We start from the raw sequence: 25,342 nt of genomic DNA on the forward strand, positions 1-25,342 counted from the left end.
GAGGGGCCAGGCCATGGGCACGGAGCGCGAACACCTGCTGCTGGGCGGCGCCGAGGAGGCCAAGCTGCTGCCCTTCGCGCGCGGCCGCGTTCGCACGCTGCGGGCGGCGGGGTTTCGGCACATCACCCAGCGCTACGAGCTGCTGGATATGCTGGTGCGCGTGACCATCGCTGGCGATGACGCATGGATCGAGATCCAGGGCGGGCGCTGGGACTATCTGGTCTGGCCGACGAGCCTGGACCATGGCCTGGGCGTGCACCAGAAGGATGGCCAGGAGATCTCGCCCTTGTGCGCCATGACCCTGAATGCCTCGGACAAAGGGCTGCGCCGCAAGGAAAACGTGGACCTGCAGGCGGGGCCGCACGACTGGATCAGCGACGACCACAAGGATGTGCTGACCTATGACCACGGCAACGGCTTCCGGTATGCAATCACGGGAGCCCAGCATGTGGGCGGCGGCGCCAAGGCGGAGATCTTCCGCAACGGTGCACGCATCAAGGTGGCCCGTGAACTGAGCGGTTGCGCCATCTTCAAGGCCTCGCTGCCCCAGGGCAGCACGGCGAAGTATTTGGTTCACGCTGCCTACGAGGCCGGGGCCAGCGGCACCATCGGGGATCAGCAGGTGGTGCTCTATCGTGTGGACCCCAAGATCAAGGACGACGACGGCCTGGCGCACACCGAAGAGTTCGCACGCTGGGAAGTGCCCGCCGACATGGAGCTGGCGATCACGCAGCCGATCTTCTTTGACGGGACCGGCACTCACTGCATCACGATGCTGGAGACGCTGACACGCGAAGTCGTGGGCGGCGTGGAGGTGTTCAGTTTCGGGAAGCCTCGATATGCGTTGCGTGGCACGCTGGCGCGTGACGGCAATGGTGATTTGGGTGCCCAGTTTGAATTGGGGCTGCTGGTCTCCACGCCCGACGAGCCCTTCACCAGCGTCAACGAGCAACGGCACAACCCTGCCGATTCATCCTACTTTCCAGGGAGCTTGGCCAACGACTTCCACGATGCCGAGAACTACCCGATAGACGAATTCAACACCTTCGCGCGGTCCAACAGCAGCTCGTCGGGGTACTCGCGCACGCGAACCACCGAGCGAGTCGTTCACATCCTGGGGCTGGATATGGCCCCTGATGGGACGGAACTGCTGGTTGAACGCGTCCGCTTTTCCGAATCGCTGAGCTATGCCGAGGAAGTGGAAAAGAGCCAATTCCAGTACACGCACTATTACAACGGCGGCGTGTTTCCGGCGGTGGAGCATTACACCGGCAGTGGATCTTTCAGCAACGTTTACAGCGCCGGCTCCACAAGCAAGACCACCGAGACCATCACGGTCAACGGGCAGGCACTGATGTCGCTTGAACTTGCCAGCGACTTCAACGATGTGACTCGGACTCGCCAATGGGCGTACTCATATTCCCAGGCGTATCCCGCGCCAAACCCCCCACCTGCTACGGTGAGCACGACTGAGTCATCAAGCTCCAGCCGGCAAACGGTGAGCCTGAGAGACATCGATGGGCGCTGGAATGCACTGGCGGCAGTGACGGCGCAATACACGCAGCCTTTCAACGGAACCGACCTCGTGCCGTATTCCGTGAGGGTGCAGGCGCGGTGCCAGGATGATCTGTTTGGGCGCGACATTTTCACAGGGCATGTGAGGCTGCCGCCACCGAGCATGAGCACGGACACGATGCACTACCGCAGCATCGCGGTGCGCCGGCCCGGCGAGTTCGTGATTTGCTGTTCGCCAGCAGGCGCGGTGCACCGCGAACCGCCTCTTTCGACGTTCTATGACGAACTGGCCCTGACCGGGACGCCTGACCGCGAACCGCTGATTGCCATGCGGCGCAAGGGCAAGGTCATCACTCCCGGTCCCGACAAATTCACGCTGGGCGACGAGGCCGGATTCCGGCTCGATCCCGTACACCTTCTCTGAGCACAACCATGGCCGAACTTGCCGGATACGCGTACCTCAGTCGCGCAGAGAGCTATTACTCGCCCCCGGGTGACCCGGAAACCTGGCAGGCCCAGGTGCATGTCTATGAGGTGTATGCCGACGGCTCCACTGTCTACTTGGGTGTGGCGCTCTACAAGGCATCCCAGCAGGATTACCTGGGCCTGCGATTTGGATATCGTCCAGAGCCGGATATCAACAATCCGGCTTACGAGTGGTACTACGACCTTGATCCCGTAGCGCTCAGGCACATCATGCTGCCGCCCGAGCGCGTGCGGTCCTTCTACTACAAGACCAACGAAACGGGCGCTGCGTTGCAGGCGGACCCAGACCAGTACGATCTTGGCGGACTGATCCCAGACCCTGCTACCGAATACATGGTTTGGTGCCATTGGGACGCACCTGATGAAGTGGGCGACTTTCCGCGGCCAGCACGGGTGGCCGTCCTGTTGCCGTTGGTCCCTGGACTCTGGCAGGGCATGGCCGTCACTGAGGACTGGCACCGTGCCGCTTTTGCGTCGGATTACGCAGAAGAGATCCTGAACGAGATCGAGCTCGTTTGCCCCACCCCGGTGCTGGAGATGATGGCCACGGTCGAAGGGCTCGCGCGGTTCGACCTGATCGCACCAATGGCGCGGGCCGAGTTTCATGCTGGGGTGCGTGTCGAGCTGGTGGCGCCTGCCGCGCGCGTGGCGCTGACAGGATCGGATGCCTCGAACCGCATTGAGCTGGTGGCGCCTGCCGCTGTGGCAGCGCTTGAGGGCGGCGCCCAGGTGCAGCTTGTCGCGCCGACTCCCGTCATGAGCCTGCAGGCCACGGTCAGCGAACTCGCGCGTATTGAGCTGGTTTGCCCCGTGCCGCAGGTCCTGCTCGAAGCGACGGTGGAGGGCTTGGCGCAGATCGCGCTCATGGCGCCGGCGGCGCGCGTCGATTTCGTGGGAGGCGCCCGCATCGAGTTGCTGGCCCCGGCCGCCGTTGTGAGCCTGGAGGCCACCACCGAAGGGCTGGCGCAGATCCAGCTGGTGTGCCCCATGCCCGTGGTGCAACTGGAAGCCGATGGCGAGGCCACGGCCAGCTTTGACCTGGTGGCGCCCGCGGCGATTGCCGGCGGCTGGGCCGACATCGTGCTCGTTGCGCCGGTCGCGCGTGCCTTGCTGATGGCCACGGCCGAGTTGCCAGTGGTGCACGAGGCATATGCGATCAACCTGCGCACCAGCCTGGAGACCGGCGGCAACGAGGTCACGCGCTACACGGCTTTCCCGTTTACGCGGATCGTGCGCTGGCGCGGCCGCTATGTGGCCATGGCCGCAGACGGGCTGTACTTCCTCGGCGGCGACACGGACGCCGGCCAGCCCATCGCCTGGCATGTGCACACCGGCACAACGGACTTCGGCAGCGCGCAGCGCAAGGCCTGGATCAGCTGCTACGTCGGCGGCCGCATGCCGCCCTGCAGCCGCTTTGTGGTGGTTGCTGGCGAGCGGTGCCAGGAGCGCTATCCCTACGACACCCCGCGCGGCGCCAGCGCTCAGAACTACCGCCAGAAGTTCGGCAGGGGGCTGGATGCCAGGTACTACGCACTGGAGTTGTCCGGCCGCGGCGCGCTGACCATTGATGACCTCGAAGCCGAGGTCGTGAACAAGACACGGAGGATCTGACCATGGCATCGGTAGAGGAAATCATCGACGACCAGCGGGGCTTTGCGGCCGAAGTGCTGGCGGACTCGCGCCAGGCGCTGCAGGACGTGAGCAACATGATCACGGGCATCGGCTACCTGCAGCCTGACCCGCAGTTGGACCCCATCGACCAGCCGCTGGAGCCACCGGTGCTCCAGCCCGTCCCCGAGTTTGCCGGCGTTGATTTCCAGCTGCCCCAGGCCCCGGGCGCCGCGCCGCAGTTCCAGGACATCGGTCCCATCGACATCAGCGGGCTGCCGGTCGCCACGGCGGTGGTGCCGACCATCGTGATGCCCTCTGCGCCGTCTGCCCTGGCGGACTTCTCCATCTCTGCGCCCTCGATCAACACGAGCTATGAGTTCCCGGACCCGCCTGTCCAGCTCATCAACCCACTGATACCCGAGCCGCAGATCCAGGACCGGGCAGCACCTGACAAGCCCACCATCGTGCTGCCGGTGTTCGATGCTGCAGCGCCCGTGTTCGACGCCGAGGCTCCCACGGATCTGGCGGTGCAGTTGGAGACCACACAGCGTGGTGCCAGTGCCGCGATGATGTCGGTGCTGGACGGCCAGCTCGACGCCATGCTGGCCAGGTACTGCCCGCGCTACCACTCCAGCATGGAGACGATGGAGCTGCGTCTCTCCCAACTGATGGCTGGCGGCTCTGGCTTCAGCGGCGATGCTGAGCGCGCGGTGATCGAGCGGGCCAAGGATCGCCACCTGGGCGAGTATCGGCGCGTGCGTGATGCGGCCTGGGCCGACGCCGCAGACCGCGGCTATACCCTGCCGCCGGGCGCGCTGATGTCGGCGGCTGCAAAGGCGCGCCAGGCGGCCGCCGACAACCTTGCACGCGCCAATGTCGAATTGGTGGTGAAGCAGGCCGAGATGGAGCAGGCCAACCTGCAGTTCGCCATCAGCACCTCGCTGAACCTGCGCCAGTCCGTGCTCGCGGCCATGCTCAGCTACCACGGCAACCTGGTGCAGATCAACGGGCAGGCGCTGGAGCACGCCAAGGCCGTGGTGGGCATGGCCGTGGAGGCCTACAACATCGCGGTTAAGGCCTTCGGCGCCAAGTTGGAGGCCTGGCGTGCGCAGGTCGCGCTGTACGAGGTGCGGCTCAAGGGCGCGATGGCGGCCATCGACCTGTACAAGGCCGAGGTCGATGCGCTGCAGGCGCTGACCCAGGTGGACATGGCCAAGGTCAACGTTTACCGCGCCCGCATGGAGTCGCTGCAGTCCCTGGCGAACGTCTATCGGGCCCGCATCGATGCCATCGTCAGCCGCGCCGGGCTGGAGAAGCTCAAGCTGGAACTGTTCCAGGCCCAGGTACAGACGCGCGCCACCGAGGTCCAGTCCAAGGCCACCGAGTGGACAGGCTACCGCGCCGCCCTGGAAGGCCAGGAACTGCAGGTGCGCGTGTACGACGCCCAGGTTCGGGCAGACGGCCAGGCCATCCAGACCTATCGCGCCGGCATCGACGCCAAGGTTGAGGTCGTGCGTGCCGCCGCGATCACCAACGACTCCCGGGCCCGGGTGCATGAGATGGCACTGCGCGAGTACGGTCAGATCGTGGCTGCACGTGGCGAGTTGGCGCGCACGCAGCTCGAAGGTGATCGCCAGAAGCTCATGGCCTACCAGGCCAGCACGGCCGCCGCCGTCAGCTATGCACAGATGGCCGCCACCTTCTACCGCTCCAAGGCGGATGTGAACGTGAGTTACGCCGATGCACGCATGCGCGCCCAGACCGTGCAGCAGTCGAGCATGCAGAGCATGCAGGCCGCCATCACGCAACTGGCCGCTGCCAACGCCAACACACACAGCCAAGTGGCGGGTCAGGCCATGGCTGGGCTGAACTCCGTGGCCATCAAGAGCAGCGACGGCTGACCACGCCCCCGGCTAGGGTTCGCCCCTGAGCGCGCCCGCCGGGAAACTGCGGGGCATGACAACCCCGGCCTGCCTCGACTTCACCATCTACCAGGGCGCGACCTTCCGCGCACCCTTGGAGCGCGTGACCGTTCCGTATCCGGTGCGAGAGGAATGCGGCCAGCTGGTGAAGGCCTGTAGCGGCGAGCCGGTGCCCGATGCCGACAAGGTGCCAGAGGACTACACCGGCTGCACGGCCCGCATGCAGCTGCGGCGCGAGATCGATGACCCGGAGGTGCTGCTGGAGTTGAGCACCGCCAACGGCGGGATCGAGCTTGACGGCGCTTGGCTGCGCCTGCTGATGACGGCCGAGCAGACCGCAGCCTTTGTGTACGGACCCGTTGCACCAGGCTGGACCTCCTGCATTGGCCAGATCGAGATCACGCGCCCCAGCGGTGACGTGGAGCGGCAGTACGAGTTGCGCTTCGCCCTGTACCCGGAGGGCACCCGGTGACCACCGTCGTCTCTTCCGAACCCTCGGCCGCCGTCATCGAGCGGCAGACCTCGGTCGTGGTGACGCGCGAGGGAGGCAAGACCCATGTGGTTCAGCAGCAGGCGCCGCCCGCTGTCGTCGTGACGCGGGGCATCCCCGGCCCCGAGGGCAAGCGCGGCCCGCCAGGCCCAGCCGGCGACGCCATCACGGTCAAAGTTGGCCCGCTGCCGATCAGCGGCCACAGCGTGGTGGCCTGCAACGCCCAGGGTGAGCTCATCGCGGCTGATGCGACCAACCCCGCGCACCGTGGCGCCGTCCTCGGAGTGGTGGCCGACGCATACAGCCCCGGCGATGACGCCGTAGTGCAGACCGGCTTTGTGCTGGAGCACAGCGGCTGGACCTGGGCGCCCGGCCCGGTGCTGGTCGGGCTGGCCGGCCAACTGGCCCAGGCCCCGCCTGCTGGCGCGCTATTCGCCCAGGTCATCGGCCAGGCGCTGTCCGCCACCCGCATCCTCATCGACATCAACCCACCAATCACCCTTGCATAGGAGGCCGCCATGGCTGCCAAGAAATTTCTCCGCCTCGTCAACAACTTGGTCACCGAGGTGCTGGGCATCCAGACCTCGGCCGGCGCGGCCAATGCCGGCGACATCGTGGCCCTGGACGATTCGGGCCGCATCGACAACAGCATGATGCCCGTGGGAATTGGCGCCGACACCGCCGTCATCGCAGCCAGCGAGGCGCTCGCGGCCGGCGACTGGGTCAACGTGTGGAACAGCACGGGCGCCAAGGTCCGCAAGGCCGACGCCACCACGTCCGGCAAGGAGGCGCATGGGTTCGTGCTGGCTGCCGTCACCAGCGGCGCCAACGCTACGGTGTACTTCGAGGGCACGAACACCCAGGTCACCGCTCAGACCCCCGGACCCGTGTTCCTGCAGACCACTGCGGGCACGGGCGGCGCCACGGCACCCAGCGCATCGGGCAACGTGGTGCAGCGCTTGGGCGTGGCCGTGAGCACCACCGCCGTGAACTTCGACGGCGGCGTGCCCGTAGTGCTGGCCTGATCCGTCATGGCTTCTCGGCGTCCCCTGGTCAACGTCAGCGGTAGCATCCGTGAGCTGCCCACGGGCGACACGCTGCCCGGCGTGCGAGAGCTGCTCACCGCTGCGCGCACCTACTACGTCCGCACCGATGGCAGCGACAGCAATACCGGGCTGAGCAATACGGCAGGCGGGGCGTTTCTCACAATACAAAAGGCCGTTGATATTGCCGCCTCACTGGATTTGTCGATTTATGACGTGACCATTGCAGTCGCCCCTGGCTCTTATGCCGCAGTGGTCTTTAAATCACAAGTCGGCGCCGGCACCGTCAATGTGATCGGAGACACGACCACGCTGACAAACTGCACCATTGCTGGGGGTGCAGGCTCTGCCGTAACAGCGGCTGGTGGCGGGCTACGGTATGTCATCTCTGGTTTTACCCTGACCGGAGCAAGAGGGCTCACGATCACCGAAGGTGCAACTGTTGCCGTAGGTCCTATGCGGTACGGATCGATTTCCGCACGGATCTTTGACGTGACCCGTGGTGCAAAGTGCTATGTCAATGCTGCGATGACCATCACGAGCGGCATGCCGTATATGGCCGTTGTGTCGGGGCAAGGACTATTGATTTTCCAGCCGGGGATCACAGTGACTCTGACCGGTACGCCCGCATTCAGTGGCAATTTTGTCTATTGCGGGGGCAGCGGCAGCAGTATAGAAATCGCCGCGATCACCTTCAGCGGCGGCGCTACTGGATCGAGGTATCTTGCGCTGCTGAACGCATCCATTTACGTCGCAAGCGCAGGCGAGAGCTACTTGCCGGGGAGCGCGGATGGGACAAAGCTCACCGGCGGTCAATACGCATGACGACATACCAACTCACCGGAGAGGGGTTCGTGTACCGCTGGCAGGGCGGCGTGCGCTCGACCATACCGCTCGTTGAAGCCCCGGACCTACCACCCAATCCCGACGCCATCGAGTATCGCGCGTGGCTGGCGGCCGGCGGCGTGCCGCTACCTGCCGAACTGCGGCCTGCTGCCGAAATTGCTGCGACCCTGCGTCAGGCCCTGGCCGTAGAGTACCGGCGCCGCATGCAAGTCATTGCCGCAGGCTACCCGCTGAGCGAGCGGGAATCGTGGCCCGTGCAGACCGAAGAGGCGAGGGCGCTCGAGGTCGACCCAGCAGCGGCCACGCCCTGGATCGATGCCGCAGCGCTGGCGCGCGGGCTTGACCGTCTGGTGCTGGCCGATCGCATCCGGGCCAAGGATGACGCATACCGCCAAGTGCACGGCCTGCTGACCGGCACCCGACAGCGCATCGAGGACCAGATCGACGCCGCAGCCGACGACGCCCTGGCGCTCTCGCAGATCGATGTCGCGGCCGGCTGGCCTGCGGCCCCCGTGTAGGGTTCGCCAGCGCGGTAGGGCCCCGGAATCATCGGGGCTATGAAGAAATACCTCATATCCCTGCTCGCGCTGATGGGCATCCACCAGCACCTGAGCGCAGAGCAGCGGCAGGACATTGCCGGCGCCATCATGCAGGCCACGCCGGGCGCTGCCGCGACCGGGGTGTTCAAGGTCTGGGGCCTACCGTTGAGCGACTGGCTCGTCGTCGCTTCCCTGGCCTTCATTGCGCTGCAGGCCGGCTATCTGGTCTGGAAGTGGCGCCAGGACTACCAACGGGCCCAGCAGCGGCAGCGCCTCGCGCGGTTGGCCGGCCTGAAGCCGGAGCCCGAAACAGACTGGGGCGCGCCATGAGCACGGCCCGCATGCCAGCGGCAGGCCTGGGCATTGGCGCGGCCATTCTCGCGGCCTGGATTGCCGCAGAAGGCTTCAGCGCAGATCCGATCATCCCGGTTCGCGGCGATGTGCCCACCATCGGCCACGGCGCCACGCGCTACGAGGACGGAACGCGCGTGACCATGGCAGATCCGCCCATCTCCCGGGAGCGGGCCCGCGACCTGGCCGTGAACCTGCTGGAGCAGCAGTACGGGGCCTGTGTGCGCGATTCGCTGGGCGACACGCTGGTGCACCAAGTCGAGTTTGCCCAGGCCGTGGACTTCGCGGGCCAGTACGGCTGCGGGGCCTGGCGCGGCTCCTCGATGCTGGCGCGCACACGAGCTGGCGACTATGCCGGGGCCTGCAATGCCTACCTGGCCTATCGCTTCATGACCAGCGCCCAGCCCCTGCAGGGCTTCAGCGCCTACCAGTGGGACGCGGCCGGCCGCCCGAAGCGCTGGCGCTACGACTGCAGCACGCCCGGCAACAAGGTTTGCCGCGGCGTCTGGACCCGTCAACAAGCGCGGTACGCCGCGTGTATGGAGGCCCAATGAAATCTCTTCTGATCGGAGCCGCTGCGGTCCTGGCTGGCTGCACCGTGGTCCCGGCTGGCTCTGTGCTGCAGGCCTGCCGCGTGATCGAGATCGCAGCAGCCGAGGCCGAGATGGCGCCTGCCTGGTACATCACTGCGGGCCAAGTACTTGAACGCTGCGGCGTTCCCGATGCCCGCGAGCGCGCCGAGCAATCCGCGTGTGCTGCCCAGCGCCGCAATGGCTACGACTGCGAGGCCCTGCCATGAACGCACTCTGGGTCGCAATGTGGTGGTACTGGTGGAGGGGCGGGCGATGACCGGAATCACCAGGAAGCTGCTTGCGGCTGCTGTCCTCGCACTGCTGGCCAGCCTGCTCGGCAACCTGCTGCTTGGCTGGGGCTGGCTGTCCGCGCGCGACGATGCGGCGACGGCCCGCGCCGAGCTGGCGAGCATGCAGCAGCAGCGCGACGGCGCGCGCCAGGCGGCGCAGGCCTGTAGCGACGCGACCGAGGCCCTGGGCGCGGTGGCTGCGCAGCGTGCTGCCGAGGCGGCACCGGCCCGTGCCGCTGCCGCTGGCCAGGCCGCTGCGCTCAACGCCCGCGCCGACTACACGCTTTCCCGCCAGCCTGCTGCCGGCGACAGCTGCGCCGCGCTCCAGGTCCTGGGCGCCGACTGGTTGAAGTGGAGGGCCAAGCCATGATGCGCGCCGCCATACTGCTGGGCGCGCTGGCTCTGGCCGGCTGCGGCTCCGTGCCGCGCGTCGAGGTCCAGACCGTCAAGGTGCCCGTTCCCGTGGAATGCCGCGAGCCCATTCCCGACAGGCCAGCAATGCCCACCGATGCCCTGGCCGACGATGCCGACCCCTTCGATTTGCTGCGCGCTGCGCTGGCCGAGATCGACAGGCGCGAAGGCTACGAAGTGCGGCTGCTGTCTGCGCTGATGGCTTGCGCCACGCCGCTGACGCCGCGCTGATTCAAGGCGCGTGGCCAAAGATGTCGCGCTGACCGGCCTGCGTTCCCGCGTCGAGTCCAGCGGTGGGCTGTTTACGGCCAGAAGTGGAAATCTGACTTCGACTCTCAGTTTGATGAGCTGGGCCGAGTTCTTCTCATGAATATAGACAGCACGAAGGGCCAGAGCGCAGTGTTCACGAGGTCATGCAGACTTGCGCCCCAGCGCCAGTAGCCTAAGCTATTGATGTCATCGCGCAGATCTAGCAATTCACCAATGCACGCTACGGCTACTACAACTGCGACAGGCAAGAACGTGTCTGCGTATTTTCGAGAAAATAACCTAGCAATTAAGAAAATAGTGATGCCTGCATAAATATGTAGTGCATCTTTGGACAATCCGGTTAGGCTGACAATTGCGAGCTTCAAGCTTTGGACTGCGGTTGTTTCCATTTATCTTTCCATCCCGAGCGTGGAGGGAGAACTGACCATATTTTGCTCTGAGTAAGCAGATACCCCTTTGAGTTTTTGCATGGGTCATGCCTACGACAGCCGAGCCGCGCTCGGCCGATCAGGCCGTAGGCGCCGGGTCAGCCGGCGCTATCGACACGACAGTACCGTCGATTGCAACCATTTCGCCTTTCGTCGCGGGGTCAGCTTCGAGTGGCACGCCCCACATCAGGCCCGGGTGCTCGCCCTTATGCATCACATAGTCCAGGTGGTAGAGCTCCTCGGGCGGCAACCTGAACCGCTGCGGGTACTTGTCGCTGCCGTGTGCTTTCCAGTGGCCCATGAAGCCGGCGACGATGCGCTGATGGACGGTGTGCTTTGGGTTTGTGGGATCGATTGCCATGGGCGGCATTGTGCCCCCACTGTTGGTCTTACTCGGCTTGCCGCATCGCCGCTGCCCGCGCGGCCTCAGCAGCCTCTCGGGCCTCTTTCTCGGCTTGGATGACGCGTTGCTGCGGCGTCATTGCTGCGCCGTCGTAGCCGCCTGTAGCGCGCTCACCGATCTGTATGTGGGAAATCCGAGACGCTCCGTAGAAGAGGGCTGCAGCGATGATCAGTAGCACGATGAATCTCATGCAGCCATTGTGCCTCCGCCCGTCATTCTTTGACGGTCTTGGACGTACACGTAACTTTCGAGAAGCACTACATACCCTTCAGTTGCTGCTTACGCGCCAAGCGCCAAGGTTGGACGACCATCGCCGGACCGCAACTGTAAATCGGAGTATGCAAATGGCTAAACCACGATATGACGATTCTCAGCTCAAAGATCTGTTGCTGCAGATGATGGAAACGGAACTGGGAGGTGAGCAGGTGTATAGAACTGCTCTTACCTGTGCCCTGAACGATGACCTTAAAAAGGAATGGGAAGAGTATCTCGAAGAGACGCTCAGCCACCAGAACGTGGTGCGCACTACCTGTGAACTGTTGGGGGTCAACCCGGACGAAGCTTCGCCTTCCCGTGACGTTGTGAAGCACATAGGCTCATCGCTGGTGAAGGCGATGGAGTTGGCTCTCAGGGGGGGTAATGCAGCCGCAGCGCAACTCGTGGCGTGCGAGTGCGTGGTCCACGCTGAGACCAAGGACCACGCCAACTGGGAGCTCCTGGGCAAGGTCGCCGAGGTGGCTACAGGCGAAACGGGCAAGGCCCTCAAGGAGGCTCACGCTCGAGTGGAAAAGGATGAAGATCATCACCTGTATCACACCAAGGGTTGGTGCCGCGAGTTGTGGATCCAGAGCTTGGGTATGCCAGCAGTCCTGCCTCCCCCTGAAGAGGTCAAGCAGGTTGAAACTGCCATCGGCGCATCTCGAGCGGAGCAGCAACGCGAATCCATGCTGTGATGTCCAGGACGAGGTGGTTAGAACCCACGTCAGTGCCTCACAGCGCGGAGGTGCTGTTGCTGGTGGATGTCATCAACCCGCTTCAATTTCCCAATGCCGGGCCTTTGCTGCAGGAAGCGGTACGGGCTGCCCGGCGCATTGTGCGGCTCAAGGCCAGGCTTCGTGAAAAGGGCGTGGCTACGATCTATGCCAACGACAACTACGGCACCTGGCACAGCGAGTTCAGCGACATTCTGGCCGCCTGCCAGGGTTTGGCTGGCGAGCGCGGTGAGATCGCTCGGCTGCTTGCGCCCGATGCGGAGGATCTGGTGATTCTCAAGCCCCAGCATTCGGCATTTCATTCCACGCCGCTGCTGCATCTGCTGGGCAGAATGCACGCGCGCAGGCTGGTCATCGTAGGGTTTGCTGCGGACATGTGCGTCATGCTCACGGCTACGGATGCACGCATGTCGGGCTACGAGGTCTGGGTGCCCAGCGATTGCACGGCGGCCGAGACGCCTGCCCGGCGGCAGCAGGCATTGCGGCAGTTGAGGCAGGCCTTCAAGTGTTCAGTGCGATCCTCGGCGCGTAGCCCATGGGCGGCGCGCAAATGAAGGGGCGTGAGCATGTGGAATTTGGACATCCATCCGTTTGAGTTGGCAGTTCGCGCGTTGGCGGTCTATGCCCTGCTGCTGTTGATGATGCGTATAACGGGGCGGCGTACCGTGGGCCAGTTCACGCCTTTCGATCTGCTGGTGGTGATGTTGGTGAGCGAGGCGGCAGGGCCCTCAATGACAGGGTCTGATCAGTCCCTGCCTGGGGGGCTGCTGGTGTGCGTGATCCTCATTGCGTTGAATACGGCCGTGGGTTTCGTGACGGCACGCTGGCGCGGTGCAGAAAAGCTGCTGGAGGGCGAGGCGGTGCTGCTGGGACGGGATGGAAAGATCTTCGAGAGTGCGCGCAAAAGCCACCGGGTATCGCGCAACGATATCGAGAAGGCGATGCGCGAGGCAGACTGCGAGGAATCAGAAATCCGCTGCATGTTCCTGGAGGCCGACGGATCCATTAGCGTGCAGAAACAGCAGTAGTCGGACCTGTCAATCCTCTGGACAGCGCTCCATGGCCCAGTCCAGCGCCGCCTCCGCGTCTGCGTGCGGCCCATCGAACGCACGGATGCCGCGCTCGTCGTCCCAGGCGCCGCCATCCCAGCGCCGTGCAGCAGGGAAGGGCAGGCAGCCATAGTCCACCACGACCGCGTACCAACCCGGCACTGTCGGCACGCCGCCCCAGATGATCGAGTCCATGTGGCTCAGCCAGCGGGCTGCTCCAGTTGCACCGCTCCCTTGCCAACCCAATGCCAGAAGCGGTGGCGCCCGTGGCCATACATCTGCAGCTCGAATGTGATGCGCACGTGCCCGGCAAGCAGGGTGTTGATCTCGCTGGTGATGTACTGAGGTTGGTCCCGCGTAGGGGTCGGCAGCGCCCGCTGAGCTGCAGACATCTCTTCGCCTCGCACTTTTGCGATTACGCCGCGTTCGATCTGGTTATTGCTTTGCATGGCGGTTTCTCAGAAGGGGGCGTTGGACTGGCACACGGACACAGGGCCGACGCCGCTGTAGACAACATCGCCGTCGCTATCGATCACGCGAAACCAGTCGGGATGCAGCTGTTCGATGAAATAGTCCTCCGGCTTGCCCGGCATGACTTTGACTTCGGGCGTGCCGAACCAGCGCGGCATCGTGAGCAACGTGGGGAATTCCTCGTATGTGAGCAACATGCGGCCTCCTGGGTGGTCAGTAGTCGAACTCGCAGGACCACTCCTGCGCGTGCCATGCGCGGTCACAGTGCTCCAATCCGCTGAACTTCATCTTGCCCGCGCACGCGTAGATCAGTCGGGGCTCGAAGAGCTGGTTCTTGCGGTCGTCTCCGAGGATGCGCAGCACGGGGACGGTCCGCTTCTCGCCAGGCACGGGTGCATGCAGCAGGTCCAGTTCGCCCCTGACCTCTTGCTGTGGTCCGCGGTGATAGCTGCGCGCGCCTGCCTCGCGGAGGATGGTGACTTTGACTTTCATGACTGTATAAATATACAGTAATACTATGCGTAAGTCAGCGTGCACTTCTACAAAGTGTTCCCCTCGTGCATCGATCGCTTCGCTTCGACGTAGGCTGCGTGAGCCTCTTCCGGGGTGTCGTACAGGCCGATGTGATGCGTCTTGCCATGCACATGGAGAAAAGCTCGCCACCTGTTTTGGTGAGGGGAGACGCCGAGCAGTCCAGACTTGTTGCCCGCCTTGGCTGAGCGAAGGTTTTGAGTGTTGCGAAAGCGATCCGCCAAACGAAGGTTGGCGATCCTGTTGTCATCCCGGGCTCCATTGATGTGGTCGACTTGATCGGGCGGCCAAGCCCCATGAACGTAGAGCCATGCCAAGCGATGGGCGTAGTACAGCTTGAAGTTGATGCGGATTGCGATGTAGCCGCTTCGCATCTTTGCCCCCACCTGTGTCCCGGCCTGGTAGCGCCCCATGCGAACAAGGCGCTCAAATTGGCCAGTATCTGGGTCGTACTTCAGCAAAGATCGCAATTGGATGTCAGTGAGAGCTTCGCTTGTCATGGTCAGATGTCAGAGATGTAGAGAGTGGGGATGGGGAGGGCAGTAGTTTGGGTCATCACCAACGGAGGCCGCTATCTGTAATCGCTACAACACCCCACGAGAGACTGAGATCGAACGCATGTGGCGTGTGGGATCTCAGAACCCACCACGCTGGTGGAAGCCGCACGTCACGCCGCTGGCCCTGGGTCCGTACGTCAAGCCCGGCGGCGAGTTGGAGGTGGGGCAGTGGGGCATGATCCCGCGCAGCTCTCCCACGCGCAGGCCGACTACCCGCGACGGGACGCCCATGAGCACGAACAACGCGCGGCGCGAGACGTTGGCCAAGTCCTGGACGTTTGCGCCGGCATGGCGCGCCGGTCAGCGGTGCCTCATCCCCGTGACGTCGTGGGTGGAGCCGTATTGGGGCCTAGGATCGCGCAATGTGTGGTGGTCGTTCCGGCGCGCGGACGGGCAACCAGCGGCCCTGGCCGGCCTGTACAGCGAATGGACGGACCCGGAGACGGGCGAGCTGGTGCCGAACTACACGATGATCACGCAGCCTGCTGACGGGCACCCAGTGCTTTCGCTGATGCACCGGCCGGGAAAAGAAAAGCGCGGGGTCGTGATGCTGGAGCCTGGCGACTGGGATGCATGGCTGCATGGCACGCCGGACCAGGCCGACGCGCTGATCAAGCTGCCGCCGCTGGGAGCGTTGCGGAGCGGGGCAGAGAAGCCTGAGGAAGAGGGCCTCCTTCCCTCCGAGCAGCTGCTCGCTTTAAAGGCTGAGGAATAAGCAGAAGCAGAACCCGCTTCCCGCCGAATACGGTGTAGGTTCTGGTGTAGCTTTTGGAGAATATCCTGACAATCAGAGGGAGAAGGCTTCTTCAAGAATGATGATGTTCATTGCCTGTGAATCTCTCATAAGCCTTTGATTTATCTCCGGGTTGCCGCGCAAGAGGTTGTCGGCAAATGTTCTGATCCGCTTTTGCGCTTTGCCCTGGGCATCATCAACGCCTACCTGAACCGGCCTGCCTGACTATTGTGTGACGCTTGCGCAGCCAGGGCCCCGAGGCCCGACGGTCACATTGTCGTTCAACCAGCCCCGGGCTTGAGGCTGAAGGCTTCGGCCCGCGCCAGATCGCGCAGCCGTGGTTACACAAGCCGCGCAGATGCCAGCAAGCCCTGGCAGGTGAAGCCGATCACTGGCACGCTCTGTCGCCCGCGCAGCTGTATCAGCGAATTACACCCTGCAACGCCTTGCGGACCCCTGGTCGGACGGGACTTGGGGGTTGCCACCTGCCGGCGAAGCCGGTGAAGGCCGAGAGTGTGATGGACCGCGCTCAGTCGCACTCAATCATGGTTCCACCCAGTATTCGGCAGCTCCGCCCTTGACTGTCACTGATGAATTGGCCGTTGCGGTTGTAGATTCCGCCATTGCTGTCGTAGCAAAGTGCACCCTTGCAACTGGATAGAGGAACAGGCTGGGCCGCCCGCGGTGTGAAAACCGGCTTCGGTGGTTCCTGCATCAGCGGCGTATTGGAGCCGCATGCAGCATTGACGCTGGTGATTGCTGCATTGGTGCGTATCCGTTTTTCATCCAGGGAAAGGGTGCGAATGCTGGATACGAATTCCAGCTCCTTGCGCGCCTCCTTGCACTGGGAGGATGCGCCGAGCTGCTCCGGTGCAGGAGTATTCGCCTTGCGGGCCTGCTGTTCGATGACGCGCTGCTGGCTCTCGATCTGGCGCTGCTGCATTTCGTTCATCTGGCGCTGCTGCTTTCGCTCATTGGCCTCTGCGGCCTCGGCCCGTTCGCGGTAGATTTCATCGTCCGATTTTTTGCGCTGTATCAGTGCGCCGGATTGGTCGCTGCTGCAGGGGCTGTCTGAAAAAATCAGTTTTCCAGAAACATCCTTGCATTGATAGACCTGGGCGGCGGCAGGTAAAGCCAGAAATGTCGCAACGATTGTCAGAGTCAATAGGCGCATATGCATCTCGGTGAATGAATGGGAGTGATGGTATCCCGGTACGGTGAATCGGTTGAGGTTAAGTTATTCCAATAGGCCGCTGCAAGGGATGCAGGGTCGGTATTGCCGCCACGGGATGGCTGCCTGTGCTCGCTTGCCCGGAGTAAACTCGACCACCGCAGCAATGGCTGCACGATGGGAATGGAGCTTCCCGAAACCGCCCTGCAAGGGGCTGATGGCTCCTGCCTTGGTGGGGCGTGTCCTGCCGGTGGCAGGGCCGTGTCTTGATCCTGCCCGGCGCGCCCGTCCCGGTTGTTTGATGAAAGGACGGTCATGGGTATCTATGGTTTCATTTTGGTGTTCGTGGGCGGCGGCCTCGGCTCCGCGCTACGGCATGGCTCGAACCTGCTTGCACTGCGGCTGGTGGGCAGTGCCTATCCGCTGGGCACCTTGGCGATCAATGTGCTGGGCGCTTTCGTGATGGGGGTGGTGGTGGAGTGGTTTGCGCTCAAGACTTCGCTGCCGCAGAGTGCGAGGCTGTTCATCACCACGGGCATTCTGGGCGGCTTCACCACGTTTTCGACCTACGCACTGGAGATCGGCATGCTGTACGAGCGCGGCGACTGGCTCGCTTCCGTGCTGTATGCGCTGGGTTCGCTGGTGCTGGGCGTTGCCGCGCTGTTTGCGGGGCTGGGGCTGGTTCGGATGGTGGCCCATTGAGGCGCCCTGATTGCGCTATGCTGTGCGCCATGGCCCGCCTGAACGCAACGCAGATTATTCGCACCATCCATTGGATGGTGGGTTAGCCAGCGGCCTTCGGCGCCATGCAACCCGCCCAGAGCAGGCGGGTTTTTTCATTCCGCCTCCAGGGTTTTCACAAGCCTTTCAGGAGATGGATATGCAGGTTCTCGAACCGTCCCGCCATGCGGACGACGCCCAGGCCGATTCCCGCGCTGCGCGGCCGGCCACGCTGCACATGGTCTGCGGCAAGATCGGCTCGGGCAAGTCGACGCTGGCACGGCAACTGGCGGCGCAGCCCGGCACGGTGCTGGTCAGCGAGGATTCCTGGCTGGCCGGTTTGTATCCTGGCGAGATGCAGTCGGTGGCCGACTATGTGCGCTGCAGCGCGCGGCTCAAGGGATTGATGGGGGCACATGTGCAGGCGCTGCTGGATGCCGGCGTTTCAGTGGTGCTGGACTTTCCTGCCAACACGCTGGAAGGCAGAGGTTGGGCGCGCAGCGTGTTCGAGAGGGTGGGTGCCTCCCACCGCCTGCATTTCCTGGATGTGCCCGATGAGGTCTGCAAGCAGCGCCTGCGTGCGCGCAATGCGGCGGGGGATCATCCCTTTCAGGCCAGCGATGAGCAGTTCGACCTGATCACCAGCTACTTTGTCGCGCCTTGCGCACAGGAGGGCTTCGACGTGGTGCATCACCCGTATGTGCGGGCCTGACCGCAAAGGCCGTGCGGCCGCCGGCTCGCCCACTGGAACGCCTCCTCGATCGCCTACTCAATCCCCGCCAGACCGTGCCTGCACTTGCACCCAATAGCGTGTACGGGTGCTCAACTGCAAGGGGAAGCGGCTGACGAGCGCAGCCAGGGCGCGATCGGTGTCGTCCACGGGAAAGGCGCCCGAGACACGCAGGCCTGCCACCTCGGGCGTGCAGCCCAGGTAGCCGGGCCGGTAGCGGGCGAGGGCGTCGATCAGCTGGCCCAGCGGCATGTCCAGCGCGATCAGTCCGCCTTCGTGCCAGCTGGCGGCAAAGGGATCGGCAGACGCGGGTGGCTGGGCGGCGCTGGCCGAGAAGGCGGCGTGTTGCCCGGCCTGCAGCTCGGTGGGGGTGGCTTCGCTGTCCAGGGGCTGCAGGCGCACGGTCTTTTCCTGCACGTTGACATGGCACAGGCCGTCGTCCGCGACATGGACCGTGAAGCGCGTTCCCAGGGCCAGTACATGGCCTTGCGGGGTTTGCACACTGAAGGGGCGGCCCAGTGCGTCTGGCCCGGTGGCGACGAGGATGCGGCCGCGGTAAAGGCGCAGCAGGCGCTGGCGGTCGTCGAAAGCCACGTCCACGGAGGTGGCTGTGTCCAGGGCCACCAGGGAGCCGTCGGGCAGCGTCAGGTCGCGGCGCTCGCCAGTGGCGGTGCGATGAGCGGCCTGCCAGTGCTCGAGCGGCGCGCCTTTCCAGGCGAGCCAGGCCGTGGCACCGCTGCCCAGGCCAAGGGCCACAGCACGCACCGCAGAACGGCGATTGGGGTCGGAGCGGCGGCCCAGCGCCTGGCGCGCCAAGGGTGCGGGCAGATGCGACAGCTGTGCGGTGACGGATTGCACGCGCAGCCAGGCGCGCTGGTGGGCGGGGTCGGCCTCGTGCCAGTCCGTCCATGCCTGCTGCAGGCTTGGCGTCACCGCGGTGCCGCGCAGTTTCACGTGCCAGGCAGCGGCCTCATGCAAGGCCCGTCGGTCGTTGCTTTCCAAAGATCCCTCGCCCATGTGGCTATGCCAGGACCAGGCAGCAATGCTCCATCGCCCGGGTCAGGTAGTTGCTGACGGTGCGCAGCGACACGCCCAGGCGCTCGGCGATCTCGGGGTAGCTCAGTTCCTCGAAATGGGACAGGACGAAGGCTTCGCGCACCTTGGGTGCAAGGCCCTGGAGCATGCGGTCCACGTCGAGCAGGGTCTGCTGGACGATGGCCTGCTCCTCGGGCGAAGGCGCCAGCGACTGCGGCAGCTGGGCAAGATAGTCCAGATAGGACTGCTCCAGCGTGCGGCGGCGAAACAGGTCGGTGACCAGGCCGCGGGCGATGGTGGCCAGGTAGCGCCTGGGCTCGCGGATGTCCTGCTGCGGCACTGGCGAGCGCAGCAGGCGCACGAAGGTGTCCTGGGCCAGGTCGGCCGCATCGTCACGGTTGCCCAGGCGCTTGCGCAGCAGGCTTTCCAGCCAGGGATGGTGATTCTGGTAGAGGCTGTGCACGGAGAGGGCTTGTGCGAAAGAAGCGGGGAGGCCGGGCGTAGAAGCCGAGATGGGCAACGTGGCGGTCTCGGTTGCAAAAGATAATAAGAATGCTTATCAATTATCTTTCACGCAGACTTTACTCCTGAGGACTGGGTATCTTTCTGTTGCATGTGCGCTACAGGGAGATGCTGGCGGAACTTCCACGCCGGCCCTGCGCCGGGCGATTGCGCTGGTAGGCGCTGGGCGGAGCGCCAAAGCTGCGCCGGAAGACGGCGGTGAAGGCGCTGGGACTGTCGTATCCATGGGAGAGCGCCACTTCCAGGACCGAGGCGCCAGCGGCCAGCCGGGGCAGGCTGAGCAGAAGACGGGCCTGGCGGCACCATGCGCCGAAGTTCATGCCGGTCTCGCGCAGGAACAGGCGTGCCAGCGTGCGGGGATGCATGTGCAGCCGCTGTGCCCAACTGGCCAGGCCGGCGTCCTGCGATGGGTCGTCCACAAAGCTGCGGCAGCAGGCGGCCAGGGCGCCATGCCGGGGCATGGGCACGTGCAAGGACAGGGCGCGGGCGCGCTCCATTTCGTCGAGGATCAACTGCATGACACGCTCCTCCCTGCCGCCCAGCGGGTAGTCCATGGGCAGCTCGATGGCCTCCAGCACGAGTTCGCGCAGCAGGGGCGTGACCTGCATCACTCGGCAGTCTTGCCACAGGCCGGGCCGCAGCCCCGGCTCCACGAACACGGTGCGCATGGCCACGGGGCCGGCGGCCATGTGGATGGCGTGCGGGGCCTGTGGTGGAACCCAGACGGCGCATCCCGGGGGGACGACCCAACTGCCCGAATCCGCGCGGATCAGCATCACTCCCTCGGTGGCATGCAGCAGCTGGCCGCGGCGGTGGGCATGCGGTGCGATGGCAGCGCCGGCCGCCATGTCTGTGGCAAAGGCCACGACCGGGCGGGCCGTGTGCTCGCCGTGCGGGGGCAATGGAGCGGCCGCAGGCACGTCATCCAGGCAGGCGCGGGTGCGGGCATGGGAAAGTGGGCCACTTTGCCGGGTTGTCATTTTCTCGACGATTGTTGTTGCTTCGTAGCAGGAATGCAGATCATGCACTTTCTACGATGACCCACTTTCAATCCGCAGGAAAGTGGCAGGTATGGAGATGATTTCCCTTTCGAGAATGACGGACGTGACAGGAGGCAGGGCATGAACCGCGCACGTCTGGGGCTGCTTACGGGCACGCATGCCATCAACGACCTCTACCAGGGACTGGTTCCTGCGCTGTTGCCCTTCATGGTGCTGGAGCGCGGCTACAGCTATACGGAAGCCAGCGGCCTGATGCTGGCGGCCACGGGCCTGTCGAGCATGGTCCAGCCGCTGTTCGGCCTGTATGCCGACCGGTCGCCACGGCCCTGGATGGTGCCGGCCGGCTTTGTGGTGGCCGCCCTGGGCCTGGCCCTGGTGGGCATGAGCCCGGACTACTGGGTCAGCTGGTTGGCTGCCGTGCTGTGCGGCCTGGGGATCGCGGCCTACCATCCGTCCGCAACGGTGGCGGCCCGCATGGCGGGCGGCAGCTCGCAGAAGGCGATGAGCGTATTTTCGGTGGGCGGAACGGCGGGGGCATCGTTCGCTCCCATGCTGGCTGCGGCCGTGGTGGGCGCAGGCGCCTTGCACCGCAGCTGGATGCTGGCCCTGCCTGCAGCGGCCATGCTGGTGCTCTGGTATGCCTGTACTTGGCGGGATGGAGCCAAGGACCATTGCGCCACCCGGCGCCCGGCCGTGGCGCAGGGCGAATTGCCCGCCAACCACTGGCGCGCCTTCTTCCTGCTGTGCGGGGTCATCGTCTGCTGGTCGATTCCCTATGTGACGGTGCTGTCCACCCTGCCCATGTTCGTGACGCGCGAGCTGGGCGGCTCGGACTTCATGGGAGCGGCCACGCTGACCTCATTCACAGCCGCTGCGGCGGTGGGCACTTTGCTGGGGGGCACGCTTGCAGATCGCCGGGGGCGCATGCAGGCCATCCGCGCCGGCTACCTGTTGGCATTGCCTGCTCTGGCGGCCCTGGCCCTGGCCTCCACGCCATGGATGGCGCTGGCCTGCACCATGGCCCTGGGCGTGTGCATGTTTCTTCCGTTTGCCGCCCAGGTCACGCTGGCCCAGGACTATCTGCCGCGCAACCAGGCCACGGCCAGCGGGCTGACCCTGGGGCTGGCCATGTCGATGGGTGGCATGGTGGCGCCGTTGTTCGGCATGCTGTCCGATGCGCGCGGACTGCGTTTTTCGTTGAGCGTCGTGCTGTGCATTCTGTGCGTTGCCGCGGCGCAGGCGTGGTGCATGCGCAATCGGCGCAGCGAGGGAAGTGCTGCACCGGCGGCTGTCAGGGCCTGATGCGCAGCCCCTGCCGCTGGGCAAGGCAAGAGACAGGCCCGGGCTCTCGCAGACCGGGTGGACGGGTTGGTCTCAGGGCGACCTCAGGCCGGTGTCTGCGCGCCGTGCGCTTCCATGCGTTCCAGGGCGGCACAGACATCGGCCATGCGGCCCGAGATGAACAGGCATTCGGGCTGCTCCTGCGGCGAGCGCTGGATGATGCGCAGACCCGAAGGCAGGGCCTGATCTGCCGGAAGGGAGGGCAGTTCGGGTTGCAGGGGCAGCAGCAGCTGCGCATCCCTGTGTTCTGGCAGCCGTGCTGACTTGCTGCGCCGCTGCTGGCTGCGGCGGCGGGCCTTGCTGAAGGACAGGATGGTCGCCTGCTCGGATTGCACAGGCGATTCGGGCTGGATGGTGCGCATGGCGGGCTCCATGGCGGCGGCGGGCAGGCGAATGCCCTGTGCCAGGCGCAGGAAGGACAGAGAAGACAGTGTTGGCAGAGCGAATCCCATGTGACGACTCCTGTTGGCGTATTTCAAAGAGGCATGGACACAGGCAGGATTGCGGTTTGCGGGCAAAGCTCCGCCCAGGGCGAAGCTGCAAGGCTTCGCGCCTACCACCTGGGCGGTGCATGAAGTAGGGGGTGGCAACCCGTGCAGGGCTGCCTGTCCGGTTTACATGGACATGCTGTTGCGGATCAGCCCCACGGCCAGGCCTTCAATGGCAAAGGCCTCTTCGGGAGCGACGCGGATCACCGGGTAATCGGGGTTTTCCGGCAGGAGCTCCACGCCCTGCGTGGTGCGGCGCAGGCGCTTGACGGTGACTTCATCTCCCAGGCGTGCCACGACGATCTGCCCGTTGCGGGCTTCATGCGCGGACTGCACGGCCAGCAGATCTCCGTCCATGATGCCCGCGTCGCGCATGGACATGCCGCGCACGCGCAGCAGATAGTCCGGGCGGACCTGGAACAGGCTTGGTTCGACGGAATAGGTCTGGTCGATATGTTCCTGGGCGAGAATGGGCGAGCCCGCCGCAACGCGGCCCACCAGCGGCAGCATCAGCGGCGCCAGGGCCGACAGCGGCAGCCCGAAGCTGGTGCCGCGTGCGGCATTGATGTTGCGCACGGTGTCGGTACGCAGGCGAATGCCGCGGGAGGTGCCGCTGACCAGTTCGATCACGCCTTTGCGGGCCAGGGCCTGCAGATGTTCCTCTGCTGCGTTGGCGGACTTGAAGCCCAGCGTGTTGGCGATTTCCGCGCGGGTGGGGGGCGCGCCCGTGCGGGAGATGGCGGCCTGGATCAGGTCCAGGATCTGTTGCTGGCGGGCGGTGAGCTTGGGATGGTCGAGCATGGCGTGCGTCCGGTCCTTGAATTCAGATGGCAGGCAGAGAAGTCATCTGATGATTTATACAGTATCTGTATTTTTAACCAGTTTTCCAAGAGGTGCAAGTGGGGCAGTCAAAGTTGGTGATTCTTGGCACGGGCGGCACCATCGCCGGCCGGGCGGATTCGCAGTCGCAGGCAGTGGGATACAAGGCCGGACAGATCACAGTGCAGTCGCTGCTCGATGCCGTGCCGGATCTGGAGCAGCAGGCGCTGGGGCCTGTGCAGACGCAGCAGATCGCGCAGATGGACAGCAAGGATATGGACTGGCCCGTGTGGCGCGCGTTGCTGCGTGCCTGCACGCAGGCGCTGGAGGATGCGGACACACGCGCCGTGGTGATCACGCATGGAACGGACACGCTGGAAGAGACGGCCTGGCTGCTGCACAGCCTGCTGCCTGCCACCAAGCCCATAGTGCTCACTTGCGCCATGCGCCCGGCCACGGCCCTGCTGGCCGACGGACCGCAGAATCTGCGCGATGCCGTGACCGTGGCCGCCAGCGGCGGGCGCAGCGGTGTGTGGGTGGTGGCCGGCGGCGAAGTGCATGCGGCGGCCCAGGTGCAAAAAGTCCACCCTTACCGACTGCAGGCCATGCGCTCCATGGAAGGTGGCCCGCAGGCCGTGGTGGAGGAAGGACGCGTGCGCTGGCTGGTGCCTGATGCGCCGGTCACGCCAGTCGCCCCCGTTGCGCGGATGGTGACTTCCGCTCCCGCTCTGTCTGACCTGCTGGCGCTGGATGAGCTGCCCTGGGTCGAGGTGGTGTTCAGCGGTGCTCTGGCGCGTGCCTGCGGCGTGGATGCGCTGGTGGTCGCAGGCGTGCGCGGCATCGTGGTGGCCGGCACGGGCAATGCGACCATTCACGAAAGCATGGAAGCGGCCTTGCTGCGTGCGCGCGACAAAGGCGTCTGGATCTGGCGGGGCACGCGCTGCGCCGAAGGCCTGCCCGTTGCCTCGGGGCTTGGCACGGACCCCGCAGAGGCCGATCTGGTCCAACTGCCCGTAGCCAAGGCGCGGATTGCCATGATGCTGGCGCTGGCCGCGCAGCCGCGCGACTGATCCTCCGGGCGTCGCCGGCGCTTCAGATGCAGGCGGGCAACAAAAAAGCACCCGGCGGGTGCTTTTCTGGGGTCTGGCGCATGGCCTGCGTCATTCAGCCAGTGCTGCGAGGGCGCGCTGGGTGATGTCTTCCACCGAGCCCAGGCCGCTGATGGCGCGGTACTTGGGGGCTGCTGCGGCTTCCTTCTCGGCCCAGGCGCGGTAGTAGTCCACCAGCGGGCGGGTCTGGCTGCTGTAGACGTCCAGGCGCTTCTTGACCGTTTCTTCCTTGTCGTCCTCGCGCTGCACCAGCGGCTCGCCGGTCACGTCGTCCAGGCCTTCGACCTTGGGCGGGTTGAACGTGACGTGGTAGGTGCGGCCCGAAGCGGGGTGGGAGCGGCGGCCGCTCATGCGCTCGATGATGGCATCGAAGGGCACATCGATCTCGAGCACGTAGTCCAGCTTCACGCCGGCGGCCTTCATGGCGTCGGCCTGGGGAATGGTGCGGGGAAATCCGTCGAACAGGAAGCCGTTGGCGCAATCGGGCTGGGCAATGCGCTCCTTGACCAGATTGATGATCAGGTCGTCGCTGACCAGTTGGCCGGCGTCCATCACGGCCTTGGCCTGCTGGCCCAGGGGCGTGCCGGCCTTGACGGCGGCACGCAGCATGTCACCGGTGGAGATCTGGGGAATGCCGTACTTCTGGCAGATGAAAGCGGCTTGCGTGCCTTTGCCGGCGCCGGGTGCGCCCAACAAAATCAGTTTCATGGAAGTCCTTGAGGAGAGTAGAAATTCTTGTCTGCCGGATCGGCCCACCGGGGCGGACAGTCCATGCGTCATATTTTTGTCGCGGGCAAGGATAGCACGCACAGGGCCAACACTGGCTTACACGCACGGGGCAAAACTGTCGCCTGTGCAATCGCCAAAACCTGCGTTTTGCTGTCCGACAAAACCGC

At 64.9% G+C, this 25,342-nt stretch carries 36 protein-coding genes and 1 riboswitch; of the genes, 21 read left to right on the plus strand and 15 right to left on the minus strand.

Annotated elements, in window-relative coordinates; translation table 11 throughout:
* The first annotated feature begins 13 nt into the window (after positions 1-13).
* The 13 genes from ACF8NF_RS17180 to ACF8NF_RS17240 are packed head-to-tail and all read left to right on the plus strand — an operon-like array spanning position 14 to position 10,307.
* A complete protein-coding gene (locus tag ACF8NF_RS17180; RefSeq protein ID WP_392450943.1) occupies positions 14-1,939 on the plus strand; it encodes a hypothetical protein in 1,926 nt (641 codons plus the stop codon).
* An 8-nt stretch (positions 1,940-1,947) separates the two neighbouring features.
* Positions 1,948-3,612 (plus strand): hypothetical protein, encoded by a 1,665-nt coding sequence (locus ACF8NF_RS17185; protein WP_392450945.1) that lies wholly within the window; start codon positions 1,948-1,950, stop codon positions 3,610-3,612.
* 2 nt (positions 3,613-3,614) lie between these two features.
* On the plus strand, positions 3,615-5,513 hold the full coding sequence (locus tag ACF8NF_RS17190) for a hypothetical protein (protein WP_392450946.1): 1,899 nt from the start codon (positions 3,615-3,617) through the stop codon (positions 5,511-5,513).
* Positions 5,514-5,568: 55 nt separating this feature from the next.
* Complete coding sequence (locus ACF8NF_RS17195; protein WP_392450947.1) at positions 5,569-6,006, plus strand: hypothetical protein; 438 nt, start codon at positions 5,569-5,571, stop codon at positions 6,004-6,006.
* Entirely contained in the window at positions 6,003-6,533 is a 531-nt protein-coding gene (locus ACF8NF_RS17200) for a hypothetical protein (RefSeq protein ID WP_392450948.1), read from the plus strand. The genes ACF8NF_RS17195 and ACF8NF_RS17200 overlap by 4 nt, the downstream gene beginning before the upstream one ends.
* 9 nt (positions 6,534-6,542) lie before the next feature.
* On the plus strand, positions 6,543-7,049 hold the full coding sequence (locus ACF8NF_RS17205; RefSeq protein WP_392450949.1) for a hypothetical protein: 507 nt from the start codon (positions 6,543-6,545) through the stop codon (positions 7,047-7,049).
* A gap of 6 nt (positions 7,050-7,055) precedes the next feature.
* On the plus strand, positions 7,056-7,892 hold the full coding sequence (locus tag ACF8NF_RS17210; protein WP_392450951.1) for a hypothetical protein: 837 nt from the start codon (positions 7,056-7,058) through the stop codon (positions 7,890-7,892).
* The gene (locus ACF8NF_RS17215; protein WP_392450952.1) at positions 7,889-8,431 is read left to right on the plus strand and encodes a hypothetical protein; all 543 of its coding nucleotides are present in this window, start codon (positions 7,889-7,891) and stop codon (positions 8,429-8,431) included. Before ACF8NF_RS17210 ends, ACF8NF_RS17215 begins: the two co-directional genes overlap by 4 nt.
* Positions 8,432-8,470: 39 nt before the next feature.
* Positions 8,471-8,782: a hypothetical protein gene (locus ACF8NF_RS17220; RefSeq protein ID WP_252652752.1), complete on the plus strand. Its 312-nt coding sequence runs from the start codon at positions 8,471-8,473 to the stop codon at positions 8,780-8,782.
* Positions 8,779-9,357: a glycoside hydrolase family protein gene (locus tag ACF8NF_RS17225; RefSeq protein ID WP_392450954.1), complete on the plus strand. Its 579-nt coding sequence runs from the start codon at positions 8,779-8,781 to the stop codon at positions 9,355-9,357. The genes ACF8NF_RS17220 and ACF8NF_RS17225 overlap by 4 nt, the downstream gene beginning before the upstream one ends.
* A complete protein-coding gene (locus tag ACF8NF_RS17230; protein ID WP_392450955.1) occupies positions 9,354-9,602 on the plus strand; it encodes a hypothetical protein in 249 nt (82 codons plus the stop codon). The genes ACF8NF_RS17225 and ACF8NF_RS17230 overlap by 4 nt, the downstream gene beginning before the upstream one ends.
* Before the next feature lie 46 nt (positions 9,603-9,648).
* On the plus strand, positions 9,649-10,035 hold the full coding sequence (locus ACF8NF_RS17235; protein ID WP_392450956.1) for a hypothetical protein: 387 nt from the start codon (positions 9,649-9,651) through the stop codon (positions 10,033-10,035).
* Positions 10,032-10,307: a hypothetical protein gene (locus tag ACF8NF_RS17240; RefSeq protein ID WP_392450957.1), complete on the plus strand. Its 276-nt coding sequence runs from the start codon at positions 10,032-10,034 to the stop codon at positions 10,305-10,307. Before ACF8NF_RS17235 ends, ACF8NF_RS17240 begins: the two co-directional genes overlap by 4 nt.
* A 104-nt stretch (positions 10,308-10,411) precedes the next feature.
* Here ACF8NF_RS17240 and ACF8NF_RS17245 read toward each other — a convergent pair whose 3' ends face one another.
* From ACF8NF_RS17245 to ACF8NF_RS17255, 3 genes are all read right to left on the minus strand, one after another.
* Positions 10,412-10,735 (minus strand): hypothetical protein, encoded by a 324-nt coding sequence (locus ACF8NF_RS17245; protein WP_392450958.1) that lies wholly within the window; start codon positions 10,733-10,735, stop codon positions 10,412-10,414.
* Between the two features lie 118 nt (positions 10,736-10,853).
* Entirely contained in the window at positions 10,854-11,135 is a 282-nt protein-coding gene (locus tag ACF8NF_RS17250; protein WP_392450959.1) for a hypothetical protein, read from the minus strand.
* A gap of 28 nt (positions 11,136-11,163) precedes the next feature.
* On the minus strand, positions 11,164-11,367 hold the full coding sequence (locus ACF8NF_RS17255; RefSeq protein WP_392450960.1) for a hypothetical protein: 204 nt from the start codon (positions 11,365-11,367) through the stop codon (positions 11,164-11,166).
* 154 nt (positions 11,368-11,521) lie between these two features.
* Here ACF8NF_RS17255 and ACF8NF_RS17260 point away from each other — a divergent pair, with 154 nt between their 5' ends.
* Genes ACF8NF_RS17260 through ACF8NF_RS17270 form a run of 3 tightly spaced genes read left to right on the plus strand, consistent with a single transcriptional unit; the run spans position 11,522 to position 13,197 of the window.
* Positions 11,522-12,130 carry a hypothetical protein gene (locus ACF8NF_RS17260; RefSeq protein WP_046985151.1) on the plus strand — a complete coding sequence of 203 codons (609 nt, stop codon included), beginning with the start codon at positions 11,522-11,524 and terminating at the stop codon, positions 12,128-12,130.
* Positions 12,130-12,723, plus strand: coding sequence for a cysteine hydrolase family protein (locus ACF8NF_RS17265; protein ID WP_392450961.1), 594 nt, complete (start codon positions 12,130-12,132; stop codon positions 12,721-12,723). The genes ACF8NF_RS17260 and ACF8NF_RS17265 overlap by 1 nt, the downstream gene beginning before the upstream one ends.
* A gap of 12 nt (positions 12,724-12,735) precedes the next feature.
* On the plus strand, positions 12,736-13,197 hold the full coding sequence (locus ACF8NF_RS17270) for a YetF domain-containing protein (RefSeq protein WP_017406855.1): 462 nt from the start codon (positions 12,736-12,738) through the stop codon (positions 13,195-13,197).
* A gap of 9 nt (positions 13,198-13,206) precedes the next feature.
* Here the strand turns inward: ACF8NF_RS17270 and ACF8NF_RS17275 are convergent, their stop codons facing one another.
* From ACF8NF_RS17275 to ACF8NF_RS17295, 5 genes are read right to left on the minus strand one after another with little or no spacing between them, the layout of a single operon-like run.
* Positions 13,207-13,413 (minus strand): hypothetical protein, encoded by a 207-nt coding sequence (locus ACF8NF_RS17275; RefSeq protein ID WP_392450962.1) that lies wholly within the window; start codon positions 13,411-13,413, stop codon positions 13,207-13,209.
* A gap of 5 nt (positions 13,414-13,418) precedes the next feature.
* Positions 13,419-13,667: a hypothetical protein gene (locus ACF8NF_RS17280; protein ID WP_392450963.1), complete on the minus strand. Its 249-nt coding sequence runs from the start codon at positions 13,665-13,667 to the stop codon at positions 13,419-13,421.
* Positions 13,668-13,676: 9 nt separating this feature from the next.
* A complete protein-coding gene (locus tag ACF8NF_RS17285; protein WP_392450964.1) occupies positions 13,677-13,886 on the minus strand; it encodes a hypothetical protein in 210 nt (69 codons plus the stop codon).
* A 16-nt stretch (positions 13,887-13,902) separates the two neighbouring features.
* Positions 13,903-14,181 (minus strand): hypothetical protein, encoded by a 279-nt coding sequence (locus tag ACF8NF_RS17290; protein ID WP_063325459.1) that lies wholly within the window; start codon positions 14,179-14,181, stop codon positions 13,903-13,905.
* A gap of 47 nt (positions 14,182-14,228) precedes the next feature.
* On the minus strand, positions 14,229-14,720 hold the full coding sequence (locus ACF8NF_RS17295; protein ID WP_392450965.1) for an HNH endonuclease signature motif containing protein: 492 nt from the start codon (positions 14,718-14,720) through the stop codon (positions 14,229-14,231).
* A 73-nt stretch (positions 14,721-14,793) separates the two neighbouring features.
* On the opposite strand from ACF8NF_RS17295, the gene ACF8NF_RS17300 reads away from it, so the two are divergent.
* Complete coding sequence (locus ACF8NF_RS17300) at positions 14,794-15,492, plus strand: SOS response-associated peptidase (protein ID WP_392450998.1); 699 nt, start codon at positions 14,794-14,796, stop codon at positions 15,490-15,492.
* 547 nt (positions 15,493-16,039) lie between these two features.
* Here ACF8NF_RS17300 and ACF8NF_RS17305 read toward each other — a convergent pair.
* On the minus strand, positions 16,040-16,684 hold the full coding sequence (locus ACF8NF_RS17305) for a DUF4124 domain-containing protein (RefSeq protein ID WP_392450966.1): 645 nt from the start codon (positions 16,682-16,684) through the stop codon (positions 16,040-16,042).
* Between the two features lie 167 nt (positions 16,685-16,851).
* Positions 16,852-16,915, plus strand: a riboswitch (Fluoride riboswitch).
* 81 nt (positions 16,916-16,996) lie between these two features.
* Between ACF8NF_RS17305 and crcB the strand changes: the two genes are divergently transcribed.
* A complete protein-coding gene (gene crcB, locus ACF8NF_RS17310) occupies positions 16,997-17,383 on the plus strand; it encodes a fluoride efflux transporter CrcB (RefSeq protein WP_016445889.1) in 387 nt (128 codons plus the stop codon).
* 178 nt (positions 17,384-17,561) lie between these two features.
* Positions 17,562-18,113 (plus strand): ATP-binding protein, encoded by a 552-nt coding sequence (locus ACF8NF_RS17315; RefSeq protein WP_016445890.1) that lies wholly within the window; start codon positions 17,562-17,564, stop codon positions 18,111-18,113.
* Positions 18,114-18,170: 57 nt separating this feature from the next.
* Here ACF8NF_RS17315 and ACF8NF_RS17320 read toward each other — a convergent pair whose 3' ends face one another.
* The 3 genes from ACF8NF_RS17320 to ACF8NF_RS17330 form a co-directional block, all read right to left on the minus strand.
* On the minus strand, positions 18,171-19,148 hold the full coding sequence (locus ACF8NF_RS17320) for a FecR domain-containing protein (RefSeq protein WP_034363887.1): 978 nt from the start codon (positions 19,146-19,148) through the stop codon (positions 18,171-18,173).
* A 4-nt stretch (positions 19,149-19,152) separates the two neighbouring features.
* Entirely contained in the window at positions 19,153-19,629 is a 477-nt protein-coding gene (locus tag ACF8NF_RS17325) for a sigma-70 family RNA polymerase sigma factor (RefSeq protein ID WP_017405010.1), read from the minus strand.
* A gap of 157 nt (positions 19,630-19,786) precedes the next feature.
* A complete protein-coding gene (locus tag ACF8NF_RS17330; protein WP_392450967.1) occupies positions 19,787-20,668 on the minus strand; it encodes an AraC family transcriptional regulator in 882 nt (293 codons plus the stop codon).
* A gap of 141 nt (positions 20,669-20,809) precedes the next feature.
* Here ACF8NF_RS17330 and ACF8NF_RS17335 point away from each other — a divergent pair, with 141 nt between their 5' ends.
* Entirely contained in the window at positions 20,810-21,991 is a 1,182-nt protein-coding gene (locus tag ACF8NF_RS17335) for an MFS transporter (RefSeq protein ID WP_016445894.1), read from the plus strand.
* 83 nt (positions 21,992-22,074) lie between these two features.
* Here ACF8NF_RS17335 and ACF8NF_RS17340 read toward each other — a convergent pair whose 3' ends face one another.
* On the minus strand, positions 22,075-22,482 hold the full coding sequence (locus ACF8NF_RS17340; protein ID WP_016445895.1) for a hypothetical protein: 408 nt from the start codon (positions 22,480-22,482) through the stop codon (positions 22,075-22,077).
* 162 nt (positions 22,483-22,644) lie between these two features.
* A complete protein-coding gene (gene lexA / locus ACF8NF_RS17345) occupies positions 22,645-23,319 on the minus strand; it encodes a transcriptional repressor LexA (protein ID WP_016445896.1) in 675 nt (224 codons plus the stop codon).
* A gap of 98 nt (positions 23,320-23,417) precedes the next feature.
* Between lexA and ACF8NF_RS17350 the strand changes: the two genes are divergently transcribed.
* Positions 23,418-24,407, plus strand: coding sequence for an asparaginase (locus tag ACF8NF_RS17350; RefSeq protein ID WP_392450968.1), 990 nt, complete (start codon positions 23,418-23,420; stop codon positions 24,405-24,407).
* Between the two features lie 90 nt (positions 24,408-24,497).
* Here ACF8NF_RS17350 and adk read toward each other — a convergent pair whose 3' ends face one another.
* Positions 24,498-25,154: an adenylate kinase gene (adk, locus tag ACF8NF_RS17355; RefSeq protein WP_016445898.1), complete on the minus strand. Its 657-nt coding sequence runs from the start codon at positions 25,152-25,154 to the stop codon at positions 24,498-24,500.
* Positions 25,155-25,342: the final 188 nt, after the last annotated feature.

It is taken from the genome of Delftia sp. WSY_22 (assembly GCF_043104185.1).
Classification (GTDB): Bacteria; Pseudomonadota; Gammaproteobacteria; order Burkholderiales; family Burkholderiaceae_C; genus Comamonas; species Comamonas tsuruhatensis.

Bases quoted from the DNA above. Each gene is read 5' to 3' on its own strand.
- ACF8NF_RS17180 (WP_392450943.1), top strand. From the start codon at position 14: ATGGGCACGGAGCGCGAACACCTGCTGCTGGGCGGCGCCGAGGAGGCC.
- ACF8NF_RS17185 (WP_392450945.1), top strand. From the start codon at position 1,948: ATGGCCGAACTTGCCGGATACGCGTACCTCAGTCGCGCAGAGAGCTAT.
- ACF8NF_RS17190 (WP_392450946.1), top strand. From the start codon at position 3,615: ATGGCATCGGTAGAGGAAATCATCGACGACCAGCGGGGCTTTGCGGCC.
- ACF8NF_RS17195 (WP_392450947.1), top strand. From the start codon at position 5,569: ATGACAACCCCGGCCTGCCTCGACTTCACCATCTACCAGGGCGCGACC.
- ACF8NF_RS17205 (WP_392450949.1), top strand. From the start codon at position 6,543: ATGGCTGCCAAGAAATTTCTCCGCCTCGTCAACAACTTGGTCACCGAG.
- ACF8NF_RS17210 (WP_392450951.1), top strand. From the start codon at position 7,056: ATGGCTTCTCGGCGTCCCCTGGTCAACGTCAGCGGTAGCATCCGTGAG.
- ACF8NF_RS17215 (WP_392450952.1), top strand. From the start codon at position 7,889: ATGACGACATACCAACTCACCGGAGAGGGGTTCGTGTACCGCTGGCAG.
- ACF8NF_RS17220 (WP_252652752.1), top strand. From the start codon at position 8,471: ATGAAGAAATACCTCATATCCCTGCTCGCGCTGATGGGCATCCACCAG.
- ACF8NF_RS17225 (WP_392450954.1), top strand. From the start codon at position 8,779: ATGAGCACGGCCCGCATGCCAGCGGCAGGCCTGGGCATTGGCGCGGCC.
- ACF8NF_RS17230 (WP_392450955.1), top strand. From the start codon at position 9,354: ATGAAATCTCTTCTGATCGGAGCCGCTGCGGTCCTGGCTGGCTGCACC.
- ACF8NF_RS17235 (WP_392450956.1), top strand. From the start codon at position 9,649: ATGACCGGAATCACCAGGAAGCTGCTTGCGGCTGCTGTCCTCGCACTG.
- ACF8NF_RS17240 (WP_392450957.1), top strand. From the start codon at position 10,032: ATGATGCGCGCCGCCATACTGCTGGGCGCGCTGGCTCTGGCCGGCTGC.
- ACF8NF_RS17245 (WP_392450958.1), bottom strand. From the start codon at position 10,735: ATGGAAACAACCGCAGTCCAAAGCTTGAAGCTCGCAATTGTCAGCCTA.
- ACF8NF_RS17250 (WP_392450959.1), bottom strand. From the start codon at position 11,135: ATGGCAATCGATCCCACAAACCCAAAGCACACCGTCCATCAGCGCATC.
- ACF8NF_RS17255 (WP_392450960.1), bottom strand. From the start codon at position 11,367: ATGAGATTCATCGTGCTACTGATCATCGCTGCAGCCCTCTTCTACGGA.
- ACF8NF_RS17260 (WP_046985151.1), top strand. From the start codon at position 11,522: ATGGCTAAACCACGATATGACGATTCTCAGCTCAAAGATCTGTTGCTG.
- ACF8NF_RS17265 (WP_392450961.1), top strand. From the start codon at position 12,130: ATGTCCAGGACGAGGTGGTTAGAACCCACGTCAGTGCCTCACAGCGCG.
- ACF8NF_RS17270 (WP_017406855.1), top strand. From the start codon at position 12,736: ATGTGGAATTTGGACATCCATCCGTTTGAGTTGGCAGTTCGCGCGTTG.
- ACF8NF_RS17275 (WP_392450962.1), bottom strand. From the start codon at position 13,413: ATGGACTCGATCATCTGGGGCGGCGTGCCGACAGTGCCGGGTTGGTAC.
- ACF8NF_RS17280 (WP_392450963.1), bottom strand. From the start codon at position 13,667: ATGCAAAGCAATAACCAGATCGAACGCGGCGTAATCGCAAAAGTGCGA.
- ACF8NF_RS17285 (WP_392450964.1), bottom strand. From the start codon at position 13,886: ATGTTGCTCACATACGAGGAATTCCCCACGTTGCTCACGATGCCGCGC.
- ACF8NF_RS17290 (WP_063325459.1), bottom strand. From the start codon at position 14,181: ATGAAAGTCAAAGTCACCATCCTCCGCGAGGCAGGCGCGCGCAGCTAT.
- ACF8NF_RS17295 (WP_392450965.1), bottom strand. From the start codon at position 14,720: ATGACAAGCGAAGCTCTCACTGACATCCAATTGCGATCTTTGCTGAAG.
- ACF8NF_RS17305 (WP_392450966.1), bottom strand. From the start codon at position 16,684: ATGCGCCTATTGACTCTGACAATCGTTGCGACATTTCTGGCTTTACCT.
- crcB (WP_016445889.1), top strand. From the start codon at position 16,997: ATGGGTATCTATGGTTTCATTTTGGTGTTCGTGGGCGGCGGCCTCGGC.
- ACF8NF_RS17315 (WP_016445890.1), top strand. From the start codon at position 17,562: ATGCAGGTTCTCGAACCGTCCCGCCATGCGGACGACGCCCAGGCCGAT.
- ACF8NF_RS17320 (WP_034363887.1), bottom strand. From the start codon at position 19,148: ATGGGCGAGGGATCTTTGGAAAGCAACGACCGACGGGCCTTGCATGAG.
- ACF8NF_RS17330 (WP_392450967.1), bottom strand. From the start codon at position 20,668: ATGACAACCCGGCAAAGTGGCCCACTTTCCCATGCCCGCACCCGCGCC.
- ACF8NF_RS17335 (WP_016445894.1), top strand. From the start codon at position 20,810: ATGAACCGCGCACGTCTGGGGCTGCTTACGGGCACGCATGCCATCAAC.
- ACF8NF_RS17340 (WP_016445895.1), bottom strand. From the start codon at position 22,482: ATGGGATTCGCTCTGCCAACACTGTCTTCTCTGTCCTTCCTGCGCCTG.
- lexA (WP_016445896.1), bottom strand. From the start codon at position 23,319: ATGCTCGACCATCCCAAGCTCACCGCCCGCCAGCAACAGATCCTGGAC.
- adk (WP_016445898.1), bottom strand. From the start codon at position 25,154: ATGAAACTGATTTTGTTGGGCGCACCCGGCGCCGGCAAAGGCACGCAA.